Raw genomic sequence first — 23887 nt, 5'->3', positions numbered from 1 at the left:
TTACCTCTTTCCCGTTCAACAACGCAGCAAGTTTAACGACAAAACGCCCGCAGGCATATCTTCAATGCATCATAAGCCCAAAGAATGAAAGCCATAGAATGTTAAAAAACTGATTTAAAACATAAAAAAATCTTCTCACGAAGTATTCGCTGTTTCAAGAAAACTCTCTATTTTTGCGTCCGAACATAAAAACACTTACTAATCAATACAATGAAAACACTAATACTCATCGCAGCATGTTGCCTGATGGCAATCGGTCAAATACAAGGAAAAGATTTCAGCCGTCCTGAAAGTTCCAATTATATAAAAGGAGTAGAAGCCCTGAATGCAGGCAACGCAGAGCAGGCTTACCAATATCTGAATGATGAAATCAACCAGAATCCCGACAATGGATATGCACACTGCTACATGGCACTGGTATGCAATTTCTATGGCGACATGAAACTGGCACTGTACGCAGCCAACGAAAGCCTGAAACTGATTCCGGAAGAAGATACCGAATACCGTTCGTTTGCATACTATACCCGCGGTACACTTTACATGAACGCTCAGGCGTACGATCTGGCAGAAAAAGATTTGGATGAAGCTATCCGTCTGACCCCTTCGGATGTAGAGAATTATAAGACTCGCGCCGAGATTCATCTGGACAAAGGCGAATATGATGATTCACTTGCCGACCTTCAGACAGCCATCAAGCTCGACATCCACGCTGACGTATACGACCTGATGATGCAACTGCTGGAAGCAAATCCGGATCCGTCTTTCTTCGACAAAGTAACTTCCTGCTATGAGGGAGTGACTGCCAACAGATAAGATTTTAGACAAGTCAAATTATTCTTTTCGATAAAGGAAGAGCAGATAATACATATACTGCTCTTCCTTTTATTTTGTCAGGATGCAAACTGTATGTTCACCCGGCAGGCTTTCCAACCTCCCTGTACCCGACACAGCAAGCCCCCCTTCCACAGGTTCTTTCAGAACGAACATACGGCTCCACGGCAAAATTCATAGCCTTTTGCCATGAATCAGGTACAAAAACAGAACAAGGAGTCGGCCAAACAGCAACATTCCATTCCCTTTCGATTTTGAAGCAACCGATTTATTTGCTATTTTTGCAACGTTTTTGGCGTAAATTCTAACAATTTATCAAAATAGAAGCAAATGAATCAGACAAAAGGACATCCGAAAGGACTTTATTTACTCTTTGTAACTGAGATGTGGGAGCGGTTCAGTTACTACGGCATGCGCGCCTTGTTCATGCTTTATATGGTGCAAGCCTTGCTGTTCGACAAAGAAACAGCTTCGCAAGTATACGGAAGTTATACGGGACTGGTATACCTTACTCCGCTGATTGGCGGCTACATTGCCGACCGGTACTGGGGAAACCGCCGTTCCATCGTCGTGGGAGCACTGACCATGGCGGCAGGACAGTTCATGCTTTTTCTGAGTGCCTGCTATTTTCACCAGGCGGAACTGGCCAAATGGTTGATGTTTGTGGGACTGGGCCTGTTGATTTTGGGTAACGGATTCTTCAAACCAAACATTTCGACCATGGTAGGACGCCTGTACACAGCCGACGACAGACGTAAGGATTCGGCTTTTACCATCTTCTATATGGGAGTGAATGTAGGTTCCACCCTCGCCCCGCTGGTATGCGGACTGGTAGGGAATACCGGACATCCGGAGGATTTCAAATGGGGCTTTCTTGCAGCATGTATCGGAATGATACTGGGTGCTACGGTCTTCCAGTTGTTTAAGAACAAATATATCTGCGATCCGGAAGGTAATCCTGTAGGCACGGCTCCTGCCAAAACAGCAAAAGTGACAGAAACGTCACCGGCCGATAAGGAAGGAAACAAGCGTACGGTATGGATGATTGCGGGTACGGTTCTGCTTACCATCCTGTTCTCCGTCAACTGGGGAGGCAACGGCGGTATCTTTGCCGGAGCCGACTGGATCGGTTCGCTGATTTATGCCACTACCATCGTGATGCCTGTCATCATCATCACCGACAAGAGTCTGACCCGTACGGAACAAGCCCGAATCGGTGTGATATATATTATCGCCTTTTTCGTGATTTTCTTCTGGGCAGCCTACGAACAGGCAGGAGCTTCACTCACCTTCTTTGCCGACGAACAAACCGACCGTCACATCGGAGGCTGGGAAATGCCTGCCGCTTATTTCCAGTCCTTCAATCCGATTATGATTGTCACGCTGGCACCTGTATTTGCTGCTATCTGGTCATTCCTCGGCAAGCGGGGTATCGAACCCAGTTCACCGCGTAAGCAGGCTATCGGTCTGCTGTTGCTTTCACTGGGATATCTCTTCATCGCCTTTGGTGTAAAGGACGTGGAACCCGGCGTAAAGGTCAGCATGATCTGGCTGACAGGATTGTATCTCATCCACACCATGGGAGAGCTTTGTCTGGCTCCTATCGGACTGTCGCTGGTGTACAAACTCTCTCCCGTGCGCTTCTCCTCGCTGTTGATGGGCGTATGGTATCTCAGTACCTCGGCAGCCAACAAATTTGCCGGTATGTTGAGCGGCTATTATCCGGAAGGTGGTGTAACCAAAACTTTCTTGGGCTATCATGTAGAAAACCTGTTCGATTTCTTCATGCTGTTTGTCTTCATGAGCGGTACGGCAGCAGTGGTTCTGTTCCTGTTCTCGGGCAAGCTGCAAAAAATGATGAAGGGAGCTGAATAAGCCCGCGGTCTTCATCCGGAAATACAATCGCGAAACCGGGATGACTTACGGTTGCCGGTTTTCTAATAAGCCAGCAGGCAGGTATTAAACAACTACTGCCGGATGCGATATATCACAAGTCCTTTAACCCCTTCCCCTATCTCTCAGTCGCAGGACGAAAAACTTCGGGAAAGGTTAAAGGACTTGTTCGCATATATCCCGGCAACCTCGAAAAAAGGCTCCGGCACCTTCGGAAGAAAACGCCTCCATGTTTTTTTATTTTTTGTACAAAAGATTTTTGTTTTTGTACAAAAACAAAACGAATCGTCAGTATTGCTTTATCGGCATAGCATCGGCTTATCCGTAAATTGCCGCAGATTTTCAATAAGCAGTCATCGGATGTCTTGAGAAACAATATTTTTTATAACTTCACGGTCGGACAAATAATGTGCAATGTCATGAAAACGACTCTGTCGAACACGTTTTTCCCCAGCACCATGAATTCAATAAAACCACAATCTCTCCGGCGTGCCTGGACGACTTCGGCAATCTGGCTTTGCTGAACGTAGAGCAAAACTCATCGTACAGCAATCAGGATGTGGCGAAAAAGAAGATTGATTTCTACTCGAAACCTACGTACGATTCACTGAAGCTTAAACTGATTTATGACGAGGAAGTGGCATATTACGACGAGAATATGGTTTACAAACATAGGAAAGCCATGATTGAGAAAATCATGCAGTATTACACCAACAAAGTAAGATGCTAATCAATAGTGACCATCAACTCACGGTGATACAGTAAATATAATCACACAATAGCCGAAAGCATTCCTCCGTTACCTATAATAAAAAACACCCTACTTACAAGTTACTCGAAACACAGATTACATTTACCAGATAAAAGACAATTATCCAGCCGACAGAAAAATAAAAGAAGAGCTTTTCTTAAATAAAAATCGAGGCGTACAGACCGAGTTCAAGACTCATTCTGTACGCCTCGCAGCTTTATCAGATTTATTTATTCGATTACTTAGCTACACGTTCCAGCCATTTCACCATGAACAGCATTACTCCCATTGAAATAAAGCATACTATCATGAAAATAGCCCAGCAATATCCGATAGGAATAGCGTTATACATCAGAGGACCAATCCACAACAAGAGATTACCTACGGCAGTCGCACCGAGCCATAATCCCTGACAAAGTCCTAAAAGATGCTTTGGAGCCACCTTCGAAACAAATGACAATCCAAGAGGTGAAATAAACAACTCAGCCACAGTAAGCAGGAAGTAAAGAACAATCAGAACCCATGCTCCCGCCTTAACCTGCTGATCGATAGGAAGCTCTCTGTATTCGGCAGCAGAAGGATAACCCATAATGAGTGAATATGCAGAAAGGAAGAGATAAGCCAAACCTGCGATAAGCATACCGATGGCAATCTTACGTGGAGTAGAAATCTCTTTACCTCTTCTTGAAAGAGAACCGAAAATCATCATGATAATCGGAGTCAATGTAATCACAAAGAAAGGATTCACTGCCTGCCATATTTCCGGAGCAATTGTGGATGTATCAACAAAGTCTCTCGCAAAGAGTGAAAGTGAAGTACCGTTCTGGTGGAATGAGAACCAGAAGAAAATAACAACACCCAGCACTGCAAACAATGCGTAAAGACGCTGTTTGATTTCCTTAGCCATAGCAGCCTTTTCTTCAGCTGAATATGTAACAGCAGTTGCAGCTTCTTTCTTTCCCGGATTCGGGAACTGACTCTTCGTTATGAAGAAGATAACCAATGAAATAAGCATTGCCGCAACAGATGCAACAAACGAATAATGAATACCTTCATTAAATATCTGCAGATACTGTGCACAAGAAGCAGCCATATCAGCAGTTTCACCTACGCATTGTGACATCAATTGATTCAAGTTACCCATAGCCTCGGCCGACATACCGTCTGCACCTTTCGCTATATATTCATGACACAAAGCAGGAAGACCTGCATTATAGACCATATTGTGTGCACTCAGCCACCAGCTTCTCAACAGAGGAGCGATAAACGGAGCTACCAATCCACCGATATTGATAAATACATAAAATATCTGGAATCCCGAATCTCTCTTGCTCTTGGCTTCAATCAGTTCCTTTTCTCCTTTCTTTGCAGCCTCAGCTTCAAGATTATCGTACATCTGACCTACAATAGCCTGAAGGTTTCCCTTGAACAGACCGTTACCAAATGCTATGAAAAACAATGCGATACAAGTAAGTGTAAGCAACCATGATGTATTGCCTGCGTTGGCAGTAATAGGAATAGATAATGCAATATATCCAACAGCCATGACCACAAGACCGGCCATGATTGTACCTTTATAGTTCTGTTTTCTATCGGCAATCAGACCTCCAACAAGACTTAACAGATAGATACCTGCATAAAAGAATGAATAGATAAGTGTACTTTTCTCCTCACTTATACCAAATTTAGAACAAAGGAACAACACCAGCACAGCGTTCATGATGTAGTAGCCAAAACGCTCCCCCATGTTAGAAAGTGCAGCAGGTATCAAACCTTTAGGATGCTTGTTAAACATAAATAATGAAGATTTTAATGATTAATAAATTTATATTACTTGCAAATATATAAAAAAGTAGCAAAAATACGGGTATTTGTCGCGATTTTTCGTTCTTCTCGATATGATATAAAAAAACATGGGCGCAATTCGCAAAAAATCCGCCCATGTTTCAAACAAAACGTCACTACGTTTTCACTCGCCAAACAGCGTACAGACTTCTGCCTGGCTGACTTTTATCAAATCGGCCGGCGCCAGCTTTACCTGTAAGCCGCGTACGCCCGCACTGACATATATATAAGGATAATCATTACATGTATGATGGATATAGGTAGGAAAATGCTTTTTCATACCAATCGGCGAACATCCTCCACGGATATATCCCGTCAACGGAAGCAATTCCTTTACATGGATGAGGTCACACTTCTTGTTTCCCGAAACCTTGGCTGCCATTTTCAGATCTATTTCATGCTCGCCCGGAATCACACAGACAAAGTAACCCGACTTATCGCCATGTAGTACTAAGGTTTTGAATACCTGTTCGATGTTCTCGCCAAGTGTAGCTGCTACATGTATACAACTTAAGTCGTTTTCGTCTACTTCATAAGGGACAAGTTCATATTTTATTTTATCCTTGTCCAGCAAACGTGCCGCATTTGTTTTTGCAATCTTTTCTTTTGCCATAATTTACCTATTGTTTGATCATTTATCACTGATTAGCCAATTCTTCGCGCAGGAACTTAGGAGTATATCCTTTGTCCGACTTTGCTACCTCTTCGGGAGTTCCGCACGAAAGCAACTGCCCTCCTCCTTTACCGCCTTCGGGGCCCATGTCGATAATATAGTCTGCCATCTTGATGACATCCAGGTTATGTTCGATGACAATTACCGTATTGCCTTTATCTACCAGCCGGTTCAAGACCGTCATCAGCACGCGGATGTCCTCAAAATGCAAGCCGGTAGTCGGCTCATCCAGAATGTAAACCGTCTTGCCTGTATCGCGCTTCGAGAGTTCGGTTGCCAGTTTCACACGCTGACTCTCACCGCCCGACAAGGTAGTAGAGGGCTGACCTAACTTAATATATCCCAGTCCCACTTCCTGCAAGACTTTAATCTTGTTCAGAATCTGGGGCACATTCTCGAAGAACTCTACTGCACGATTGATCGTCATATCGAGCACATCGGCAATGGATTTGCCTTTATAGCGCACCTCCAATGTTTCCCGGTTGTAGCGTTTGCCGTGACAAACCTCGCAAGGTACAAAGACATCGGGCAAGAAATTCATCTCAATCGTCTTATAACCATTCCCGCCGCAAGCCTCACACCGGCCGCCAGACACATTAAAGGAGAAGCGTCCCGGCTTGTATCCGCGTATCTTGGCTTCCGGAAGTTCGACAAACAGATTACGTATATCGGAGAAAACACCTGTATAAGTTGCCGGATTGGAGCGAGGAGTACGCCCGAGCGGTGACTGGTCTACGTTGACTACCTTATCTATATATTCCAGTCCTTCTATCGAATCGTAAGGCAGAGGATCTTGCAGCGAACGGTAGAAATGCTGCGAAAGAATCGGTTGAAGGGTATCGTTTATCAAGGTAGACTTACCACTGCCCGATACTCCGGTCACACAAATCAGCTTACCCAAAGGAAACTCCACGTCTACCCCTTTCAGGTTATTTCCTCGTGCACCACGAAGCCAAAGCGATTTGCCATTTCCCTTCCGGCGTTCGGCAGGAATTTCTATCTTCATTTTTCCGTTCAGGTACTGCGACGTAAGGGTTGAAGTCTTGAGCATTTCCTCAGGAGTTCCCGCAAAGACAACCTCCCCACCCAGGCGTCCTGCCTTCGGACCCATATCGACTATATAATCGGCAGCCAGCATCATGTCTTTATCATGTTCTACCACGATGACCGTATTGCCTAAATCACGCAGTTCCTTCAGCGAGTTGATCAGCCGGATATTATCGCGCTGGTGCAAGCCAATACTCGGTTCATCGAGGATATACAATACATTTACCAGCTGAGAACCTATCTGCGTTGCCAGACGAATACGCTGGCTTTCTCCACCCGACAAGCTGACCGAAGAACGGTTCAGTGACAGATAATCCAGTCCCACATCCAGCAAGAATTTCAGACGTGTGCGTATTTCCTTTAATATTTCCGTTGCAATGATACGCTGTTTGTTATCCAAATGCTCTTCTACATGTGCCAGCCATTCGTAGAGTTCACTGATATCCATGGTAGAAAGCTGATAGATATTCTTGTCGTGAATACGGAAATGAAGAGCCTCTTTATTCAAGCGTGCACCTTTACATTCAGGACAGACATCCGTTTTTGCGAACTGGTCGGCCCACTTCTGCGCTGTAGCCGAAGCATCTTTCTCCTGCATCATCTGAATGTATTTCACGATACCTTCGTAAGTGACGAAGTAATCCGACGAAGCATGTATCAGCGAACTCTTGATTTTCAGACGCTCGTCTGCCCCGTACAGGATTTCATTGATAGCATCTTCCGGCAGTTCTGATACCGGAGTCTTGAGAGTCGCTTCATATTTTTCGAGCAACGCTTCTATCTGCCAGAATATCATCACATTCTTATATTTACCAAGTGGTGCAACAGCCCCCTCGTAAATGGAAAGAGAACGATCCGGAATAACCTTGCCAACATCAATCAGATTGACATATCCCAAGCCCTTGCAACGCGGACAAGCTCCTTGCGGAGAGTTAAAAGAAAAGTTATGCGGAGCAGGTTCCCGGTAAGAGATGCCCGTAACCGGACACATCAGTCGCTTGCTGTAATGGCGGACACTTTCTGTCTGGGCGTCAAGAATCATCAATAATCCGTCGCCCTGCTGCATGGCAGTCGTCACACTCTGCTTCAGACGCTTCTCCTCTTTCTCAGTAACTACCGTTTTATCAATCACCACTTCAATGTCGTGATTCTTGTACCGGTCCAACTTCATGCCGTGAACAATCTCTTTCACTTCGCCATCCACCCGCACATACAGATATCCCTTCTTGCGGATTTGTTCAAAGAGCTCCTTGTAATGTCCTTTACGCGTACGCACCAGAGGTGCCAAAATATAAATACGCTTCCCCTTATAATCCCGATGAATCAAGTCGAGAATCTGTTCTTCCGTATATTTTACCATCTTCTCACCCGAGATATACGAGTAAGCAGTACCGGCACGTGCAAACAGCAAACGCAGATAATCATAAATTTCGGTCGTAGTTCCTACGGTAGATCGAGGATTTTTATTGGTTGTTTTCTGTTCTATGGAGATAACAGGACTCAGACCTGTTATTTTATCCACATCCGGCCGTTCCATTCCTCCCAGAAAATTCCGGGCATAAGCCGAGAATGTTTCAATATACCGTCTTTGTCCTTCGGCAAAAATCGTATCGAAAGCCAATGAGGATTTTCCGCTTCCACTCAATCCGGTTATAACCGTCAGACTGTCACGTGGAATCTCCACATCCATATTTTTCAGATTATGTACACGTGCTCCTTGTATACTAATCGTTTCTTTTCCGTCTTCCATATCCTTAAAATCAATCATATCTTTGCAAAGATAATGCTTTTTTTTGTACTTTTGCCACTCAACAAATACAATCGAAAATGAAGTTTATCCATATCATCTGCCTTTCGCTGGCTCTTTCCGCCAACTGTCTGAAAGCAACGGTATCGGCACAGACCGGAACCGGATATTTTTTACATACCGTAACCAAAGGACAAAGCTTGTATTCTATTGCCAGCATGTATAATGTTTCCGTCGATGACATCGTGCGTCTGAACCCGGGAAGCCGTGAACAGATACGTGCCGGAGAAGCACTGAAAATACCACAAACGCATTACAGCAACGAAAGTGGACAGCAATTTCATACCATCCAAGCTGGTGAAACACTCTATCAACTGACTGTAAAGTATAAAGTCAGTGCCCAGGCTATCTGTAAAGCTAATCCGGGATTAAGTGCAGCAAACTTCCGTATCGGTCAGGTTATTGTCATCCCTGCTCAAGATAATAGTACAGCCCAGCCGGTACAAACCGTACAGCCGGAGCCTTCGACCAAGAAAAATGAGTGGAGAGACATGCACAAAGTTGAAAGAAAAGAAACGATCTTCAGCATCAGCCAGCAATATGGTATCACTCAAGAAGAACTTATCGCCGCTAATCCGGAGTTGAGAAACGGAAAACTGAAGAAAGGAAGTTTCCTTTTCATCCCTTATTCCCAGTCACAAGAAACGGCAAACAACACTCCGTCGGTCCAAACTACTCCCAGCAATGAGGAACTCTTTAAGGAAAGCTCCACCAGCAAAAAGCAGATAAAGACCATAAAAGTAGGAGTCATGCTGCCCTTCTCTTCCGGCAATCAGGACGAACAGTCACGTATGGTAGAATTCTATGAAGGATTCCTCATGGCAGTAGACAGCCTGAAACACCAGGGAGTATCTGCTGATATTTATACATACGATACAAAAGGGACAACAATCGGAACAAATGCCATCCTGTCTCAAAGTAAGCTCAAGGACATGGACATCATTTTCGGACCGGCACGGCAGTCATCAATAGCTCCTGTAGCCTCATTTGCCGAGAAGAACAATATCCGTCTGGTCGTTCCTTTCTCCCCCAAAGTTGATCAGGTTTTCAAGAACCCCAATATCTATCAGGTGAACACACCACAATCTTACCTATACTCAAAGGTATACGAACACTTTATCCGCAAGTTTGGAAAGACCAATGTCATCTTCCTTGACGACGGCAGCGGAGATAAAGAAAAAGCTGAGTTCATCAAAGGCATGAAAAACGAGCTGAAAGACAACAATGTCAAGTTTAGTCATATACAACTGGGCAGCGACATTGATCCGGACCGAGTCATTGCAGCTATGGATACGCTACGGGAAAATATATTCATTCCTACCTCAGGACGAAATACAGCACTGACACGCCTGCTGCCTCATCTCATGCTTGTCCGCCGCGAACACCCGGCCTTTAACATGCATCTGTTCGGCTATCCGGAATGGCAGACCTATACACAGGATTTTCTGGCTAACTTTTACGAACTGGATACATACTTCTATTCATCGTTTTACACCAACAACCTGTTCCCTGCGGCCATCAACTTCACTCATGCATACCGACGCTGGTACAGTAAAGATATGTCGAATACATATCCTAAATACGGAATGTTAGGATTCGATATAGGATATTTCTTCCTGAAAGGGCTGGCACAGCAAGGCAACAAGCTGGAAGAAAACCTGGATCGTGTACAAGTTACTCCGATACAAACAGGCTTCTGTTTTGAACGTGTCAACAACTGGGGAGGATTCATCAACCGGAAAGTATTCTTCGTACACTTTACCAAAGATTACGAACTGATAAAACTTGATTTTGAATAACAACTACATGAAAAAGCAATCTATTATTGCATTATTTAGCTTATTATGTTTGTCGGTTGGACTGCCCGTGCACGCCCAGCTGCAAGACCAGCGTCATAATCTGGCCATTGGTGTGAATGGCGGCGTAAATCTTAGTTCAGTCAGTTTTGATCCAAGCATCAAGCAAAAGACATTCCTCACTCCCTCTTTCGGACTTACTGTGAGATATATCTCAGAACGCTATTTTAAAATGTTCTGCGGTATACAGGGAGAAATCAACTTCTCACAGAGAGGATGGAAAGAAAATATCGATGACGGAACAGAAGATACTTATCAACGCACCATGAATTATGTGGAAGTTCCCTTAATGGCACATCTTGCTTTCGGTAAAGACAAGGGACACGGTGCACGATTCGTGCTCAATCTGGGACCGCAATTCGGTTTTCTGCTGAGTGAAAATGAAAAGAAAAGTGAAGCATTTCATCCTAATGAACGCCCTAACGGTGTAATCTGGCAATATGGAAAAATGGCAGAAGTAAAGTTCGATTACGGAATAGTAGGCGGCATAGGTGTAGAAACCCGTACAGGAATCGGTAATTTCCTGATCGAAGCACGATACTATTTCGGTCTGAGCGACTTCTATCATAGCACCAAGAAAGACCCGTTCTCACGTTCGGCACACTCATATATTGCCGGACGACTGACATATTTATTTGACTTGAAGAAATAACGCTATTCTATTTATTCTTAACTATAAACAGAAAACGGATAAACTCTCCGACTCTTATTATGATTATGAAACTCATCTCATGGAACGTAAACGGGCTGCGTGCCTGCTGCGATAAAGGTTTTCGCGAAACATTCAAGACACTGGATGCAGACTTTTTCTGTCTGCAAGAAACAAAGATGCAGGAAGGACAACTCGATTTGTCTTTCGAAGGCTATACCTCCTATTGGAACTATGCCGAGAAAAAAGGCTACTCAGGTACCGCTATCTTTACCCGCCACCAGCCGATTGCCGTCACTTACGGTCTGGGAATCGACGAGCACGACCATGAGGGACGTGTCATTACGCTGGAAATGGAAAACTTTTATCTGGTGACGGTGTACACTCCGAACTCACAAGACGGTTTGAAACGTCTGGATTACCGTATGACATGGGAGGACGACTTCCGGAAATATCTGCAACAGCTCGACCAGAAGAAACCGGTTCTTGTTTGCGGCGACCTGAATGTGGCACATAAAGAAATCGACCTGAAGAACCCGAAGACCAACCGGATGAACGCAGGTTTCACCGATCAGGAACGCGAAAAGTTCCAGACCTTGCTCGATGCAGGCTTTGTCGATACCTTCCGTCACTTCTATCCTACTCAGGAAAATATCTATTCGTGGTGGTCGTACCGCTTTAAAGCACGCGAAAAGAATGCAGGGTGGCGTATTGACTACTTTCTCGCTTCTGCACGCATTGCCGACAAACTTCAGGGCGCAAAGATACATACTGAGATATTCGGCTCCGACCACTGTCCCGTAGAAGTCACAATCAACTGGTAAATCCGCAGAAAAATGAAAAACGACGGCTTCACCTTGCGCAAGCGCATCCGCAGTTTCAAGTACGCCTTTCACGGCATATTCCTGCTCATCAGCCGGGAACACAATGCATGGATACATTGTTTCGCTGCCGTATGCGCCATCACGGCAGGTATTCTTCTTCATATTTCTCCGATGGAGTGGATTGTCGTTACTCTCTGTATCGGTCTGGTACTTGCTGCAGAGGCCGTCAATTCGGCTATAGAAGCGCTTGCCGACCGTGTATCGCCGGAGTATGACGAAGCCATCAAACGCACAAAAGATCTGGCAGCAGGAGCCGTCCTGCTGCTTGCTATTGCAGTTGCCATTACAGGACTGATTATTTTTCTACCCAAACTCATCGCCCTTATATGAAAAGATTGCTATTCACACTGCTGACCTTTGTCTTATCAATTGCACTTTTTGCCCAGGAAATAGAAATCACCGGCGCCCGAAAGGCTGTACGCACTACAGGAGATGTAGGAGCCGTCCTGCTTCCTGTGGCCGGTCTGACGGCCGTTTTACTTCAAAAAGACTGGCAAGGACTGAAACAAGGAGTCTTTTCGGGTGTAACAACCTTAGGAGTGACCTATGCTCTGAAATATATTGTGAAGAAAGAGCGCCCCGACCACAGCGACAATCACTCATTCCCGTCGATGCATACCTCTACATCCTTTGCAGCAGCCGCCTTCATCCAGCGACGTTACGGCTGGCAATGGGGACTGCCGTCTTATATTCTATCCACCTATGTAGGCTGGACTCGCGTCTACGGAAAGAAGCATGACTGGTGGGATGTTGCTGCCGGAGCCGTAATTGGAGCCGGAAGTTCTTATATATTTACCCGCCCCTTTGCCAAAGAACATAACCTGACTATCAGTCCCGTTGCTGGCGACGGACATTACGGTGTCTATGCTTCAATGACATTTTAAGCGTTTTCCCCAATAGAACAAGACGATTCCGGTACATATCGTAGCCGATGAATCGATCAATCCAACTTCGTTTTTTACTATTTCCGCTCCCTCAATTTCTTACGCAACTCGGTAGGCGAAGCCCCCAGATTAATACGTACATATTTAGCAAAGAATGAAAGATTGGGAAAATTCATCATCTCTGAAATTTCCTTAATCGACTTGTCGGAATACTTTAACTGAAAACGAATGTCCATCAGTACATATTCCTTTATCCAGTCGCCGGCAGTACGCCCACTGACCAGCTTACACATTGTAGAAAGATGCTTGGAAGTCACGAAAAGCCGTTCGCTGTACCAGGAAACAGCACGCGGCTTAACTTTACACCCCACCAGCAAATCTATAAAATTCCGGAACAAAACATCCCGCTGCCGTTGTTCATCGTCGGGAGAATAACGATCATCCAACTCATCCAGCAGTTCGCACTGTAAACTCCGGATAATAGACAACACAGCTTCTCTGCCACGTGGACGACGATGTTCCGCACGAGTCTTGAGACAAAGCAGCTCGCCATACAATTTAAGTGCCTTAAAGGCTTCCGGACTGACTTGTACTACAGATTTATCTCTATGCCGGAAAGCCTGCTTCCAAATGCCATCTCCCGGAACACACTCCCGGATTATCTGAGGTGAAAGACAAAGTGCGTACCCCTGAAAGCCGGGAAAGAACACACTTTCATCAATCAAGTCATTGGGCTTGCAAAGCAAAGCATCTCCCTCCGCAACAACAATGGTCGACATATTGACATTTATCTGAAACTTTCCCTCCGTACATACAAACAATATCAAAACATCAACTCGCGCAGGCCCGCTAATCAGCCTCAGTTCTTTTTCACCGCTTAACACAACTATTCCTTCATCCTTATAGAGAGCAGACGATACCTGCTTGAAAGTAGAGATATCCAAGCACTTGATTTCACCATATTGACTCATAAATACCTATTTTTATTTCGTCGGTAAAAATAAATCGTTTTCACGGGAAGAGGAAGTTCCATAAGGCATAAACAATGTTCCATCACTCGCAAGAAAGAATCTTTAAACAAGCCCCGGCAAATCCTCCGAAAAACATCGAGACGTTTTCTGAAAATTTATACAAACTTTCTGATTTTTTGTACAAAACATCAGAAGCTGCCGCCTACGTTCCATTACAGATACGTCGAGAATCAAACTATTTCGATAGTACTCTTTCCTCCAGAACCCACCTTGACAACCCGGATTTGTGTACGGATTCGTTCACGCATCTCTGCCGTGTGGCTGATGACTCCGACTTTCTTTCCTTGCATCGACTGCAAGCTCGACAGGGCATCTATCACCATGTTCAGGCTGTTGGTATCGAGCGTACCGAAACCTTCGTCCACGAACAAGTTGCACATCGGAATGTTGCGCGACGAAAGCGACGAGAGTCCCAGAGCCAGTGCCAGACTGATCAGGAAAGTTTCTCCGCCCGAAAGCGAACTGATGTTACGAACCTCATCCGCCCGGTCGTGATCGATGACACGGATTCCCAACGAATCCTTCACCTGCTCCAGACTATACCGGTGATTCAACAGACGAAGCTGTTCGTTGGCCTGCCGTATCAGGAAGCGCAGCGTAAAGCATTGCGCCGTTTCGCGGAATTTGTCGCCGTTGGCATTTCCCAAAATATCATTCAACTCCTTCCAGTCCTGATATGCCTTCCGCCTGCGTTCAAGCTCCTCGCCGACCGACTGCATCTGTTCCATGCTCCGGCGATGTGCCATCAGCATGCCGCCCACCTGCAAACGCTCTTTGTCGAGTTCCTCCGAAGAAGCCTGTACCTGTTGCATTTTCTCCTGCAACATTTCCGCAGGATGACATTCCTCACCCAACAATTCCAGCGGGATAACCTGTAAGGCACGATGAGTTTCCAATGCTTTCCGGCGTGCTTCCATCTGTCCCTGACACCATTTCACATTCTCATCCGCCTGCCGGATCTGCTCACGCTTGCCATTCCAGTCGACCGAAGGCGAGAAACACATATCCAGCCGTTCTTTTGAAAGCACATCCGTATGTTCCGCTGATTCATTGTAACGTGTGATGAAATCTTCTACACCCGTTTGCGCAATCGTGCCATCCGCCTGCTTCTTCCGATACTGCTCCTCGGCTGCCTTCACGAAACCCGACAACCGGCTGTACGATTCGACGACTTCATTATGAGCCTTATCAGCAAGCTGTACCTGTTTCTCCGCCTCTTCCAACTGTAACTTCAGCGTACGCTCCGTTTCATCCGGATCGGCACCGCCCAAGACCTGCATATACGATTTCTGCTTTGCTTCATAAATCTGTACGGCACCGGCAATTTCTTCCCGGTTTCCCTTTACGGCAGCCTGACACTCGGACAATTGTTTCTCCAACGCCCCGGCAGCCACTTTCCGTTCATTCAACAGCCCCACCGATTCCTGCTGCACACGAGTTGCCTCCCGATACTTGTCGTACATACCCGACAAGCGGTTAAGCACCCCTTCAACGTCTTGTTCGAAAGCCCGCTCCCAGTCGGGTAACGAAACATCCTGCCGCAACGCCCCACGCAGTTCCCCGTTCGTACGTTCAAGCTGCTGCAATTCCGCACGCTTCTGCTCACTCTGTCCCTGCCGTTGTTTCAATTCCACCGCCCGATGATGCAGTTCTTCCCGCTGACGCGAACACGAAGCCTGCTTTTCATCGTACGCACGACGCATGTCAGTCAGCTCATTTTGTGCCTGCTGATAAGCATTCTGTTCGGCACGCGCCTGCTTTCCCTGAGCCACAATCCGTTCCGTTTCCATCGTCAACAGAGCCGATAAAGTAGAAGCATCTGCCTGTACCACATCAACAGGCAGGACAGGATAAGCTACAACCAGCGCCGTCCATTCGCCGACAGCCTCAACCAGTTCCGCATTCAACCGTCCGGTTCCCTCACGCAAAGCCGACAACTTACCGTTCAGTTCCGAACAGAGCAGGCGCAATCCGCCGGGAGAAGCATCCAGCCGTTCCTCAATTTCCGTCAGCCGCTTGCGACGACGAGCAATTTCTTCCTTCACAGGCTGCAACACTTCCGCTATTCCTTCGGCATACGGATGCTCGCATGCCCCACACACCGGACAAGGTTCTCCCGGTTTCAGCACGGCACGCATATGCTCGGCACTCCGGCTGCTCGCCAATTGCCACGCCTCTTCCAGTCCGGGCAACAGACGATTTATCTCTTCACGCTCCGTTGTCAGTTCCTTCACCTCACGCGAAGCTTCATCCAACTTAATGGTAATTTTTTCAGACACAATCTGATTTTCAGACAAACACTTTCGTCGCTCCGTGACAACCGCCTGCAACTTTCTCAATCGTTCCAAATCGGTATAACATTTCGTCACGTCCGCCATCCGCTGTTGCAACGCCTCTACATCCACACCAGCCAATGCCTGTGTTTTCTGCCGGATACTCTCCCTACACAGAACCAGTTCTTCATCCGATTTCCGCAAGCGATTTTCTCCTTCCCGGCATGCCTGCTGCTGATTTTCCAGTTCGATACAATTTTTCTTCCAGTCGGCAGATTCTTTTTGCCAGCGTTTCACCGCTTTATCCAGCGATTCCAGCCTATCGGAAACCGCATTCTTGTTTTCCAGCATATCGCGGTGCGGCATCAGCTCCGCCAATATCCGTTCCGCTTCCGCCTGCCGTTTCTGCAACTCCACTACCTGAGCCGCATTTTCTGCCTGCTCCTTTTTCAGCAATTCTTCCTTTTTCGCCAGCGAACTTTCCTCCTCTTTCAGACGAGTCACGGTAGCCTGTTGCGCATCCAGTTCCACCTTCTGCTTACGGGCTGCTGTCACCAGCGGAAGCATCTGCTCCTGCTTCTCACGAATAGCATTATAATTTTCTTTTACATCCAACAGAAGTTTTCGTTTCTCGGCCTCTTCCTTTTCCAATGTACTGCACTGCAATTGCTTCCGACCGACTTCCTCTGTCAGCTCTTTCAGTTCACGTTGCAGATTCATGCAGGTCTGATACACATCCCGTATGGGAGCTACCTCATCGAGCAGCCGCAATTCGTCCCGTACCGGCTGCAAGCTCTGTGCCTTTTCCGAAGCCTGCTTCCATTTTGCCTCCTCATCGGCGAACGCCACCTCCAGCGCACACAAATCGGCATACCATTTCTGCTGATCCTTCAACTTCTGAAGTTCAGTCTGCAAACTGCGGAAACGAGCATCCAATTCTTCCTTGTGCGCTTCCACTTCCGCCAGCTTTTCCTCCGAAAGCTGATGTACGGCAAAAGCCTTTACCTGACTGAACACCTCATTATAGGCAGCTTCCGCCTCCTTATAAAACTCATAAATCTTACGAGCAACAGCCGTATACAGCTCCGTTCCGGTCAGCTTTTCCAGCAAGACAGCCTTATCCTTGTCGTCCGCCTTGACAAAATTGGCAAACGAGTTCTGTGCCAGCATCACGGTACGGGTAAACTGTCCGTAATCCAAGCCGATAATGCGGTCAAGTCCCTCATTGTTGATATTCTTATGTCCCCGCTTCTGACGTCCTCCTCCGGTTATTTCCACTTCCTTCTCGCTGGTTCTTCCCGCCTCGTCCACTGCTATCCGGTACAGCCTGCGCTCCGGACGCGTATAATTGATGCGGGCTATGGAACACGACCAGCGGGCACGATAGCGGAAACCGTCGCGAGCCAGAAACATTACCTCGGCAAAACACTCCTTCGTACCCTTACGAAGAATGTTACGCGGGTCGTCAGGATCGAGCACCTGATCGTTGTTCGGGCGCTCGGTATGGTAATAATCGAAATTATCTGCCCCATAGAAACGAGGCGCAAGCCCATACAATGCCAGACAGACAGCATCCAGAATGGTCGACTTTCCGCTACCTGTTTCACCTACGATGGAAAACAAATCGGCACTCCGTAAAGGTTCACTCTCAAAATCGATAACCTGTTCCCCCTCGAGCGAAGCCAAGTTATACATGATTACTTTCAACAACTTCATTCATTGCCTCCTTCCCTGCGAGCCGCTTCCACAGCCCTTCTGGCAAGTTCCACCAGCTCATTGCGCATCTCACAGCGGAACTTGTTCTGATAACTCTTTCTGATCACCTCTATCGGGTCGAGCGTCAGCAAATCGTCGACCGATTCCAACACTACTTCCCCGTCGCCAGCCGACTGCTGCACCCGATAGGCGATTACCGTCCGGCACAAACGCACATTTTTCGACTGAAGGACATCCTCTACCTGCTTGTTGATGCCAGCCACAGGAGCGTCGAGCAAGACATTCACCTCCAGATACGGAACAGGTTCTTCTTCGCTCATTTTATCTTTATCGGGCAAAGCACGCAGCAAGTCGAGCACCTCGGCCAGCGGAAGCGGTTTCGACGGAACAGAAACCAGTGGATGCTGTAAAGGATAGTCGAGGAACTCGGACACACCATTCAGGCGACCGTCCTCTATCTCATAATAAACAGCTCCGTGACGATAGCCCTTCTCTGCAAACGACATCGGCAGGGCACTGCCCGGATACAGCCAGCTTTCACGACCGTTAACTTTCTGATTACGATGCAAATGCCCCAACAAGGCTAACGTAACACTTTCATCTATTTCATCCAGACTCACCATTTCCGAACCACCTATCACGATACGTTCCGAAGAATTTTCGGCAATCTCACTCCCCGTAGCATACAAATGCGCCATCAGAATCAGCGCCTCTTTGTTCCGGTCACGCCGGAGATTCGCCGCCTCAACCGCCCGACGCAGGAACTCTCCTACACCCTCTCCGTAACTCATTCCACGGGTAAAGTCCCCATCGCGCAAGTAAGGCACCGCAAGCACCCAGGCACGTTCTTCCGGATGCGCTGCCGAACAGACAGGCAACAGCAAATCGTCCGGCAAGAAGTCACCTTCCTCCTGCCTGCGTATCAGCCCGCGCACATAGACCCGATGCCTTTCCAGCATCAGGCGAGGCGCCTCAAGCCGTGCAGCCGAGTCATGGTTTCCGGCAATTATTATCGTCTGCAACTGCGGGAAACGCTGTGTCAGCGTATCGAGAAAACTGTAATACAACTCCTGAGAGGCAGCCGAAGGATTACTCGAATCGAATATGTCGCCCGACACCAGCAAGGCATCAGGATTTTTCTGTCCGACAGCACCGAGCAGCCACCGAAGAAAATCGGCATGCTCTTCCTGACGGTCGAAGCCGTGGAAGGTATTCCCCAGATGCCAGTCGCTTGTAGCCAATATCTTTATCATGATAAGTTATCTGTTAATTCAGGATGATTCACTCCATAACCGAAAAGCGCAAAGTCGCCCAGACACGGATCGCCGGGGAACACTTCTGCCAATGCCTGCGTAATACACCGCGCAGCCGACAACGAAAAAGAAGGTTTATTGATCAATCCCAGCAGGAAAGCCACCCGGCACACATGCGTATCGAGCGGGATAATCAGGTCGGCAGGACTCATCCGCCGCCAGATACCGAAGTCGACAGCCGAATCACGACGGATCATCCAGCGCAGAAACATGTTGAGCTTCTTCTGCGGACTTCTGTCGGACACCCCCAAAAACGCGCAAAGCTTCTGCATCGGGTTTCCCGAGAAAGCCAGCAAGGCATCCTCCAGCGTACGATTTTCTGCATACACCGCATACAACTTCTCGAAATAAGTACGGAATGCCGCATACGAAACCATCCGGTAAAAGCTCCGTTGGTTCTCCCGACTGAAACCATTCTCCCAGCGTCTGGAAAGCACATACTGCAAGGGAGCATGCCCCATCAGCGCGTCCAGTTCGTCCACCTTACGGAGAATCATCCGGCGATTGCCGAAACTCAGAACAGCAGTCAGCAGTCCCATTATTTCAATATCTTCCTGCCGGACATAACGGTGCGGGAATTGTACGGGATCATTCGCGATGAAATCCGCCCGATGATAAGCTTCCGCCCACTCACGCAACTGCCGGTAAAGTTCCTCTGTCATAATCAAAACACCTATAAAACAACGATGAGATTCACCACAGAAACCTGATTATCCTGTAATGAATCTCATCATCCTATTCAAAATATCTACAGCCAGTATGCCGTCTATCAGTTGAAGTAATACAGGAAAGTAGCGATACCTTCGAGTGCTTTCTTCTTCTGTCCTTCAATTTCGATAGCAAACTTAATCTCAGCCTTAGCTGTTCCGCGCAAGTTAACCAACGAATGCAGCTCGGCAACCATACGGATTTTCTGTCCCGACAATACAGCTTGACCGAATCTCATCTTATCCATTCCGTAGTTTACCATCATCTTCAGGTTGTTTACTTCGATAATCTGATTCCAGAAATACGGAAGCAGTGACAACGTCAGGTAGCCGTGTACGATTGTGCTCTTGAAGGGGCTTTCCACTTTCGCACGTTCTACATCGACATGAATCCACTGATGATCCAGTGTAGCGTCGGCAAACTGGTTGATACGCTCCTGTGTTACTTCCAGCCAGTCGGAAATTCCGATCTGCTGACCAATCATTTTTTCAAATTCTTCGTAAGAATTGATAATTACTTTGCTCATATAGTCAGATTTTAGTGACAAATTAATGAGCAAAGGTAAGCAAAATATCGGACATTAACCTATGCCGGGGCAGATTTTATCCTATCAGACCGAATTTCTTCAAATCTTCGTCGACAGTGGTAATGCCTCCTATTCCGAAGGTGTCGACCAGTACTTTTGCTACATTCGGCGAGAGGAAGGCAGGCAATGTAGGGCCCAGATGAATGTTCTTCACGCCCAGGCTCAGCAAGGCAAGCAGCACAATCACCGCCTTCTGTTCGTACCACGCGATATTATAGGTAATCGACAGTTCGTTGATGTCGTTCAACTGGAAGACTTCCTTCAGCTTCAGGGCGATAACGGCAAGCGAATAACTGTCGTTGCACTGACCGGCATCGAGTACACGCGGAATGCCGTTTATATCGCCCAAAGGCAACTTGTTGTATTTATATTTTGCACATCCGGCAGTCAGGATAACCGTATCCTGCGGCAATGCCTTGGCAAAATCAGTATAATAATCGCGGCTCTTCATACGGCCGTCGCATCCAGCCATCACCACAAAACGCCGGATAGCTCCACTCTTCACGGCCTCCACTACCTTATCGGCAAGCTGAAGCACCTGATTGTGCGCAAATCCACCGATAATCTCTCCGGTTTCCAGTTCTACAGGCGGCTGGCACTGCTTGGCAAGCGCAATCACTTCCGAATAATCCTTATGTCCGTCGGCACCCGTTTCAATGTGCTTGCAACCCGGATAGCCGGTCGAGTTTCCGGTAAACATACGCTCCTTATATGTTGCATTCGAGAGCGGCGGCACAATACAGTTGGTTGTAAACACAATCGGACCGTTGAACGCCGTAAACTCCTCACGCTGTTTCCACCACGCGTTTCCGTAGTTGCCTACAAAATGCTTGTACTTCTTGAAAGCAGGATAATAGTGTGCCGGAAGCATTTCGCTGTGCGTATATACATCCACTCCCGTTCCCTCGGTCTGTTTCAGCAAGTCCTCGATGTCGTGCAAGTCGTGTCCGCTGATCAGAATACCCGGATTCTTGCCCACCCCGATATTCACCTTTGTAATCTCCGGATTGCCGTAACGGGTCGTATTTGCCTCGTCGAGCAGTGCCATCACCTTGACACCCATCTCTCCCGCCTGCATCACCTGCGCCACCCATTCGTCGGCAGTCAGTCCGCCGACAGCAATCTTTGCCAGTGCCGCCTGCATGAACGCATGAATTTCCTCGCTGTTATACCCCAGACGCATGGCATGTTCGTGATAAGCCGCCATACCTTTCAGACCGTAAACAAGCAGTTCTTTCAGTGAACGCAAGTCCTCGTTTGCCTCACGCAATACACCAACCGTAGCCGCCTTCTCTTCGAACGAAGCTTTTTCTCCCTTCCACTCCAGCTCGTCTACTTCGGGAAGTGCAATACCCCGCGCAGCAGCCTCAGCTTTCAGAGCATCACGCAGAGCGATTCCTCTCTCTACGCGGCGCAAAATACTTTCATCGTCGAAATTGGCATTCGTAATGGTAGAAAACAAAGCATCCGTTACAAACGAATCGACTTCCGCCGACACCTTTACCGACTGCTCACGCAAAGCACTGGCAGCCACCGATACGCCTCTTACCGTAAAGAGCAGCAAGTCCATATAACGTGCTGTACTACTATTCTTTCCACACACACCTTTCAGTACACAGCCGGTACCCTTGGCTGCCTCCTGACACTGATAGCAAAACATATTTCCTTCCATAATTTAGATAGTCATTAGTGATTTTTTATTAAGTTTGTGCAAAGATGCCGCTTTCTGCCGGCAATAACTGTAACCTATGTTACAGCCATTCTGAATAATCGTTAAATATAGACAAAATGAACGCCATACAACTTTTACAGCTTCCCTTATTTCAGGGAATATCCGAAGCAGCAGCCCGACAGTTGCTTGCCGAAGCTCCTAACAGTGTCCGTCGCTATAAAGAAGGCGACTTCATAGCCCGTCAGGGAGACCCCTGCCGTTCGCTCTATATATTATGTACAGGAAACGTACGGGCACAAATGGAAAATGCGGAAGGAAAACAAGTCACCATCGACCGGATAAGTGCCCCTGAAGTACTCGCTCCAGCCTTTATATTCGCATCGGAAAACCGTTTTCCGGTAAACATCGAAGTATTGGAAAACTGTGAGGTGCTGGTGCTCGACAAGAACTATTTTCTGGAATTCATGCACAGCCAGCCTGTCATCATGAAGAATTTTATCGGAATGATTTCCGACCGGAGTCTTTTCTTAAGCAAAAAATTGAATGAATTCGCCCTGCAAAGCCTGAAATCGCGTCTGCTGAATTACCTGAAAATCAATAAACGCATAGACAACCAGCAGGAAGTGGCCTTCATTCTGGGAGTAGCACGTCCTTCGCTGGCACGAGCCTTATCGGAGCTGGTAGCCGAAAAGAAGGTCAGCATGAACGGAAAAGAAGCCATCATTACAGAATGACCAGTCGTGCCGCATAACAAAAACTACGGCACACTGCTTTCCAAACCCATGCAACTGAAAATTACTTTTTGTCAAAATGACATGCTGATTTCTCCATTATCGCAAAATCCGAGGAAGAATCAAGTCGGCTGCTAAAAATCAGATTCTCACCGCTTCTCCGGAATCCAGATAGACAGTTATTTCTTTCACTAAGAAACCTTATCCATAAAACAAAGCACAATCTCATCACAGCGAGAAACTTTCTCGCCTGTTTTAATAGCACAATGCCATGAGTAATCCGTTTCATTTAAAAGAAATTCCAGAGGCAAAAACAGGAAATTTCAACCTGATTCCTGCTTCAAAATAAAACATGCCGAAACTTCGAATAAAATAACAGGATGTTTTACCCCAGACATCATCATCTTTCTGAGGAAACAACAGGTCATTTTCACCTCCAAAAGCTTTAACATAAAGATTGTTTTTAACCTTTACAGGGATTTAGCCTGCAAAAATCCGATGCAGATACAGGTCTGTCATTAACATTTCTCTCTATTTACAGGAAGAATTACGGACTTCCATGCCTGACAGATTTGTCGGAATACCGTAAAATCGTATATTTGCACAGCGTAAAGAAATGCAATGAAGAAAACAGCTTAACCTGAGTTCGGGATAAGTTTAGAATAAGGCCAGTTGTTTTGAGTCCTCAATATAGTATCCTTGCAATGCATCCGGTTTGTTTTCAAAGAAACAATAAG

General features: G+C 46.8%; 18 protein-coding genes. 9 read left to right on the top strand and 9 right to left on the bottom strand.

From position 1 onward, the window contains the following. Positions 1-210: 210 nt before the first annotated feature. The 3 genes from ACZM60_RS01050 (at position 211) to ACZM60_RS01040 (ending at position 3454) form a co-directional block, all read left to right on the top strand. Positions 211-813, top strand: coding sequence for a tetratricopeptide repeat protein (locus ACZM60_RS01050; RefSeq protein ID WP_489520575.1), 603 nt, complete (start codon positions 211-213; stop codon positions 811-813). Between the two features lie 348 nt (positions 814-1161). After that, entirely contained in the window at positions 1162-2706 is a 1545-nt protein-coding gene (locus ACZM60_RS01045; RefSeq protein ID WP_489520574.1) for a peptide MFS transporter, read from the top strand. 427 nt (positions 2707-3133) lie between these two features. Beyond that, positions 3134-3454: an HNH endonuclease family protein gene (locus tag ACZM60_RS01040; RefSeq protein ID WP_340319310.1), complete on the top strand. Its 321-nt coding sequence runs from the start codon at positions 3134-3136 to the stop codon at positions 3452-3454. A 259-nt stretch (positions 3455-3713) separates the two neighbouring features. On the opposite strand, the gene ACZM60_RS01035 is transcribed toward ACZM60_RS01040, so the two are convergent. The 3 genes from ACZM60_RS01035 to uvrA form a co-directional block, all read right to left on the bottom strand. After that, positions 3714-5270 (bottom strand): peptide MFS transporter, encoded by a 1557-nt coding sequence (locus tag ACZM60_RS01035; protein WP_340319311.1) that lies wholly within the window; start codon positions 5268-5270, stop codon positions 3714-3716. Positions 5271-5444: 174 nt separating this feature from the next. After that, a complete protein-coding gene (gene ybaK, locus ACZM60_RS01030; RefSeq protein ID WP_021971604.1) occupies positions 5445-5933 on the bottom strand; it encodes a Cys-tRNA(Pro) deacylase in 489 nt (162 codons plus the stop codon). 25 nt (positions 5934-5958) lie between these two features. Next, positions 5959-8790 carry an excinuclease ABC subunit UvrA gene (gene uvrA, locus ACZM60_RS01025; protein ID WP_489520609.1) on the bottom strand — a complete coding sequence of 944 codons (2832 nt, stop codon included), beginning with the start codon at positions 8788-8790 and terminating at the stop codon, positions 5959-5961. Between the two features lie 77 nt (positions 8791-8867). Between uvrA and ACZM60_RS01020 the strand changes: the two genes are divergently transcribed. From ACZM60_RS01020 to ACZM60_RS01000, 5 genes are all read left to right on the top strand, one after another. Next, positions 8868-10646, top strand: coding sequence for an amino acid ABC transporter substrate-binding protein (locus ACZM60_RS01020; protein WP_489520573.1), 1779 nt, complete (start codon positions 8868-8870; stop codon positions 10644-10646). A gap of 7 nt (positions 10647-10653) precedes the next feature. Continuing rightward, positions 10654-11355, top strand: coding sequence for a porin family protein (locus ACZM60_RS01015; RefSeq protein WP_021970398.1), 702 nt, complete (start codon positions 10654-10656; stop codon positions 11353-11355). 62 nt (positions 11356-11417) lie between these two features. Further along, positions 11418-12176: an exodeoxyribonuclease III gene (locus ACZM60_RS01010; protein ID WP_340319341.1), complete on the top strand. Its 759-nt coding sequence runs from the start codon at positions 11418-11420 to the stop codon at positions 12174-12176. Positions 12177-12188: 12 nt separating this feature from the next. Further along, positions 12189-12566, top strand: a complete 378-nt coding sequence (locus ACZM60_RS01005; protein ID WP_021970396.1) for a diacylglycerol kinase — start codon at positions 12189-12191, stop codon at positions 12564-12566. After that, a complete protein-coding gene (locus tag ACZM60_RS01000; protein ID WP_021970395.1) occupies positions 12563-13120 on the top strand; it encodes a phosphatase PAP2 family protein in 558 nt (185 codons plus the stop codon). The genes ACZM60_RS01005 and ACZM60_RS01000 overlap by 4 nt, the downstream gene beginning before the upstream one ends. A 77-nt stretch (positions 13121-13197) precedes the next feature. Here the strand turns inward: ACZM60_RS01000 and ACZM60_RS00995 are convergent, their stop codons facing one another. The 6 genes from ACZM60_RS00995 to hcp all read right to left on the bottom strand — a co-directional run bounded on the left by ACZM60_RS00995 (position 13198) and on the right by hcp (position 22419). After that, positions 13198-14091, bottom strand: a complete 894-nt coding sequence (locus ACZM60_RS00995) for an AraC family transcriptional regulator (RefSeq protein WP_340319313.1) — start codon at positions 14089-14091, stop codon at positions 13198-13200. A 230-nt stretch (positions 14092-14321) separates the two neighbouring features. Next, positions 14322-18140, bottom strand: coding sequence for an SbcC/MukB-like Walker B domain-containing protein (locus ACZM60_RS00990; protein ID WP_489520572.1), 3819 nt, complete (start codon positions 18138-18140; stop codon positions 14322-14324). Continuing rightward, positions 18137-19393, bottom strand: a complete 1257-nt coding sequence (locus tag ACZM60_RS00985) for an exonuclease SbcCD subunit D (protein ID WP_489520571.1) — start codon at positions 19391-19393, stop codon at positions 18137-18139. The genes ACZM60_RS00990 and ACZM60_RS00985 overlap by 4 nt, the downstream gene beginning before the upstream one ends. Beyond that, positions 19390-20115 (bottom strand): TIGR02757 family protein, encoded by a 726-nt coding sequence (locus ACZM60_RS00980; RefSeq protein ID WP_489520570.1) that lies wholly within the window; start codon positions 20113-20115, stop codon positions 19390-19392. The genes ACZM60_RS00985 and ACZM60_RS00980 overlap by 4 nt, the downstream gene beginning before the upstream one ends. A gap of 107 nt (positions 20116-20222) precedes the next feature. After that, entirely contained in the window at positions 20223-20687 is a 465-nt protein-coding gene (locus tag ACZM60_RS00975) for a MaoC family dehydratase (RefSeq protein ID WP_337420209.1), read from the bottom strand. A gap of 76 nt (positions 20688-20763) precedes the next feature. Further along, entirely contained in the window at positions 20764-22419 is a 1656-nt protein-coding gene (gene hcp, locus ACZM60_RS00970) for a hydroxylamine reductase (protein WP_489520569.1), read from the bottom strand. A 116-nt stretch (positions 22420-22535) separates the two neighbouring features. Here hcp and ACZM60_RS00965 point away from each other — a divergent pair, with 116 nt between their 5' ends. After that, the gene (locus ACZM60_RS00965; protein ID WP_418586104.1) at positions 22536-23153 is read left to right on the top strand and encodes a Crp/Fnr family transcriptional regulator; all 618 of its coding nucleotides are present in this window, start codon (positions 22536-22538) and stop codon (positions 23151-23153) included. Positions 23154-23887: the final 734 nt, after the last annotated feature.

The sequence above is a fragment of the Phocaeicola sp. genome (assembly GCF_057861905.1).
Note: the sequence above shows the minus strand (reverse complement) of the source record. Positions and strands in the feature narration are given on the sequence as shown.

Bases quoted from the DNA above. Each gene is read 5' to 3' on its own strand.
- ACZM60_RS01045 (WP_489520574.1), top strand. From the start codon at position 1,162: ATGAATCAGACAAAAGGACATCCGAAAGGACTTTATTTACTCTTTGTA.
- ACZM60_RS01015 (WP_021970398.1), top strand. From the start codon at position 10,654: ATGAAAAAGCAATCTATTATTGCATTATTTAGCTTATTATGTTTGTCG.
- ACZM60_RS01035 (WP_340319311.1), bottom strand. From the start codon at position 5,270: ATGTTTAACAAGCATCCTAAAGGTTTGATACCTGCTGCACTTTCTAAC.
- ACZM60_RS00995 (WP_340319313.1), bottom strand. From the start codon at position 14,091: ATGAGTCAATATGGTGAAATCAAGTGCTTGGATATCTCTACTTTCAAG.
- ACZM60_RS00990 (WP_489520572.1), bottom strand. From the start codon at position 18,140: ATGAAGTTGTTGAAAGTAATCATGTATAACTTGGCTTCGCTCGAGGGG.
- ACZM60_RS00975 (WP_337420209.1), bottom strand. From the start codon at position 20,687: ATGAGCAAAGTAATTATCAATTCTTACGAAGAATTTGAAAAAATGATT.
- ACZM60_RS01050 (WP_489520575.1), top strand. From the start codon at position 211: ATGAAAACACTAATACTCATCGCAGCATGTTGCCTGATGGCAATCGGT.
- uvrA (WP_489520609.1), bottom strand. From the start codon at position 8,790: ATGGAAGACGGAAAAGAAACGATTAGTATACAAGGAGCACGTGTACAT.
- ACZM60_RS01005 (WP_021970396.1), top strand. From the start codon at position 12,189: ATGAAAAACGACGGCTTCACCTTGCGCAAGCGCATCCGCAGTTTCAAG.
- ACZM60_RS00965 (WP_418586104.1), top strand. From the start codon at position 22,536: ATGAACGCCATACAACTTTTACAGCTTCCCTTATTTCAGGGAATATCC.
- ACZM60_RS01000 (WP_021970395.1), top strand. From the start codon at position 12,563: ATGAAAAGATTGCTATTCACACTGCTGACCTTTGTCTTATCAATTGCA.
- ybaK (WP_021971604.1), bottom strand. From the start codon at position 5,933: ATGGCAAAAGAAAAGATTGCAAAAACAAATGCGGCACGTTTGCTGGAC.
- ACZM60_RS01020 (WP_489520573.1), top strand. From the start codon at position 8,868: ATGAAGTTTATCCATATCATCTGCCTTTCGCTGGCTCTTTCCGCCAAC.
- ACZM60_RS00980 (WP_489520570.1), bottom strand. From the start codon at position 20,115: ATGACAGAGGAACTTTACCGGCAGTTGCGTGAGTGGGCGGAAGCTTAT.
- ACZM60_RS00985 (WP_489520571.1), bottom strand. From the start codon at position 19,393: ATGATAAAGATATTGGCTACAAGCGACTGGCATCTGGGGAATACCTTC.
- hcp (WP_489520569.1), bottom strand. From the start codon at position 22,419: ATGGAAGGAAATATGTTTTGCTATCAGTGTCAGGAGGCAGCCAAGGGT.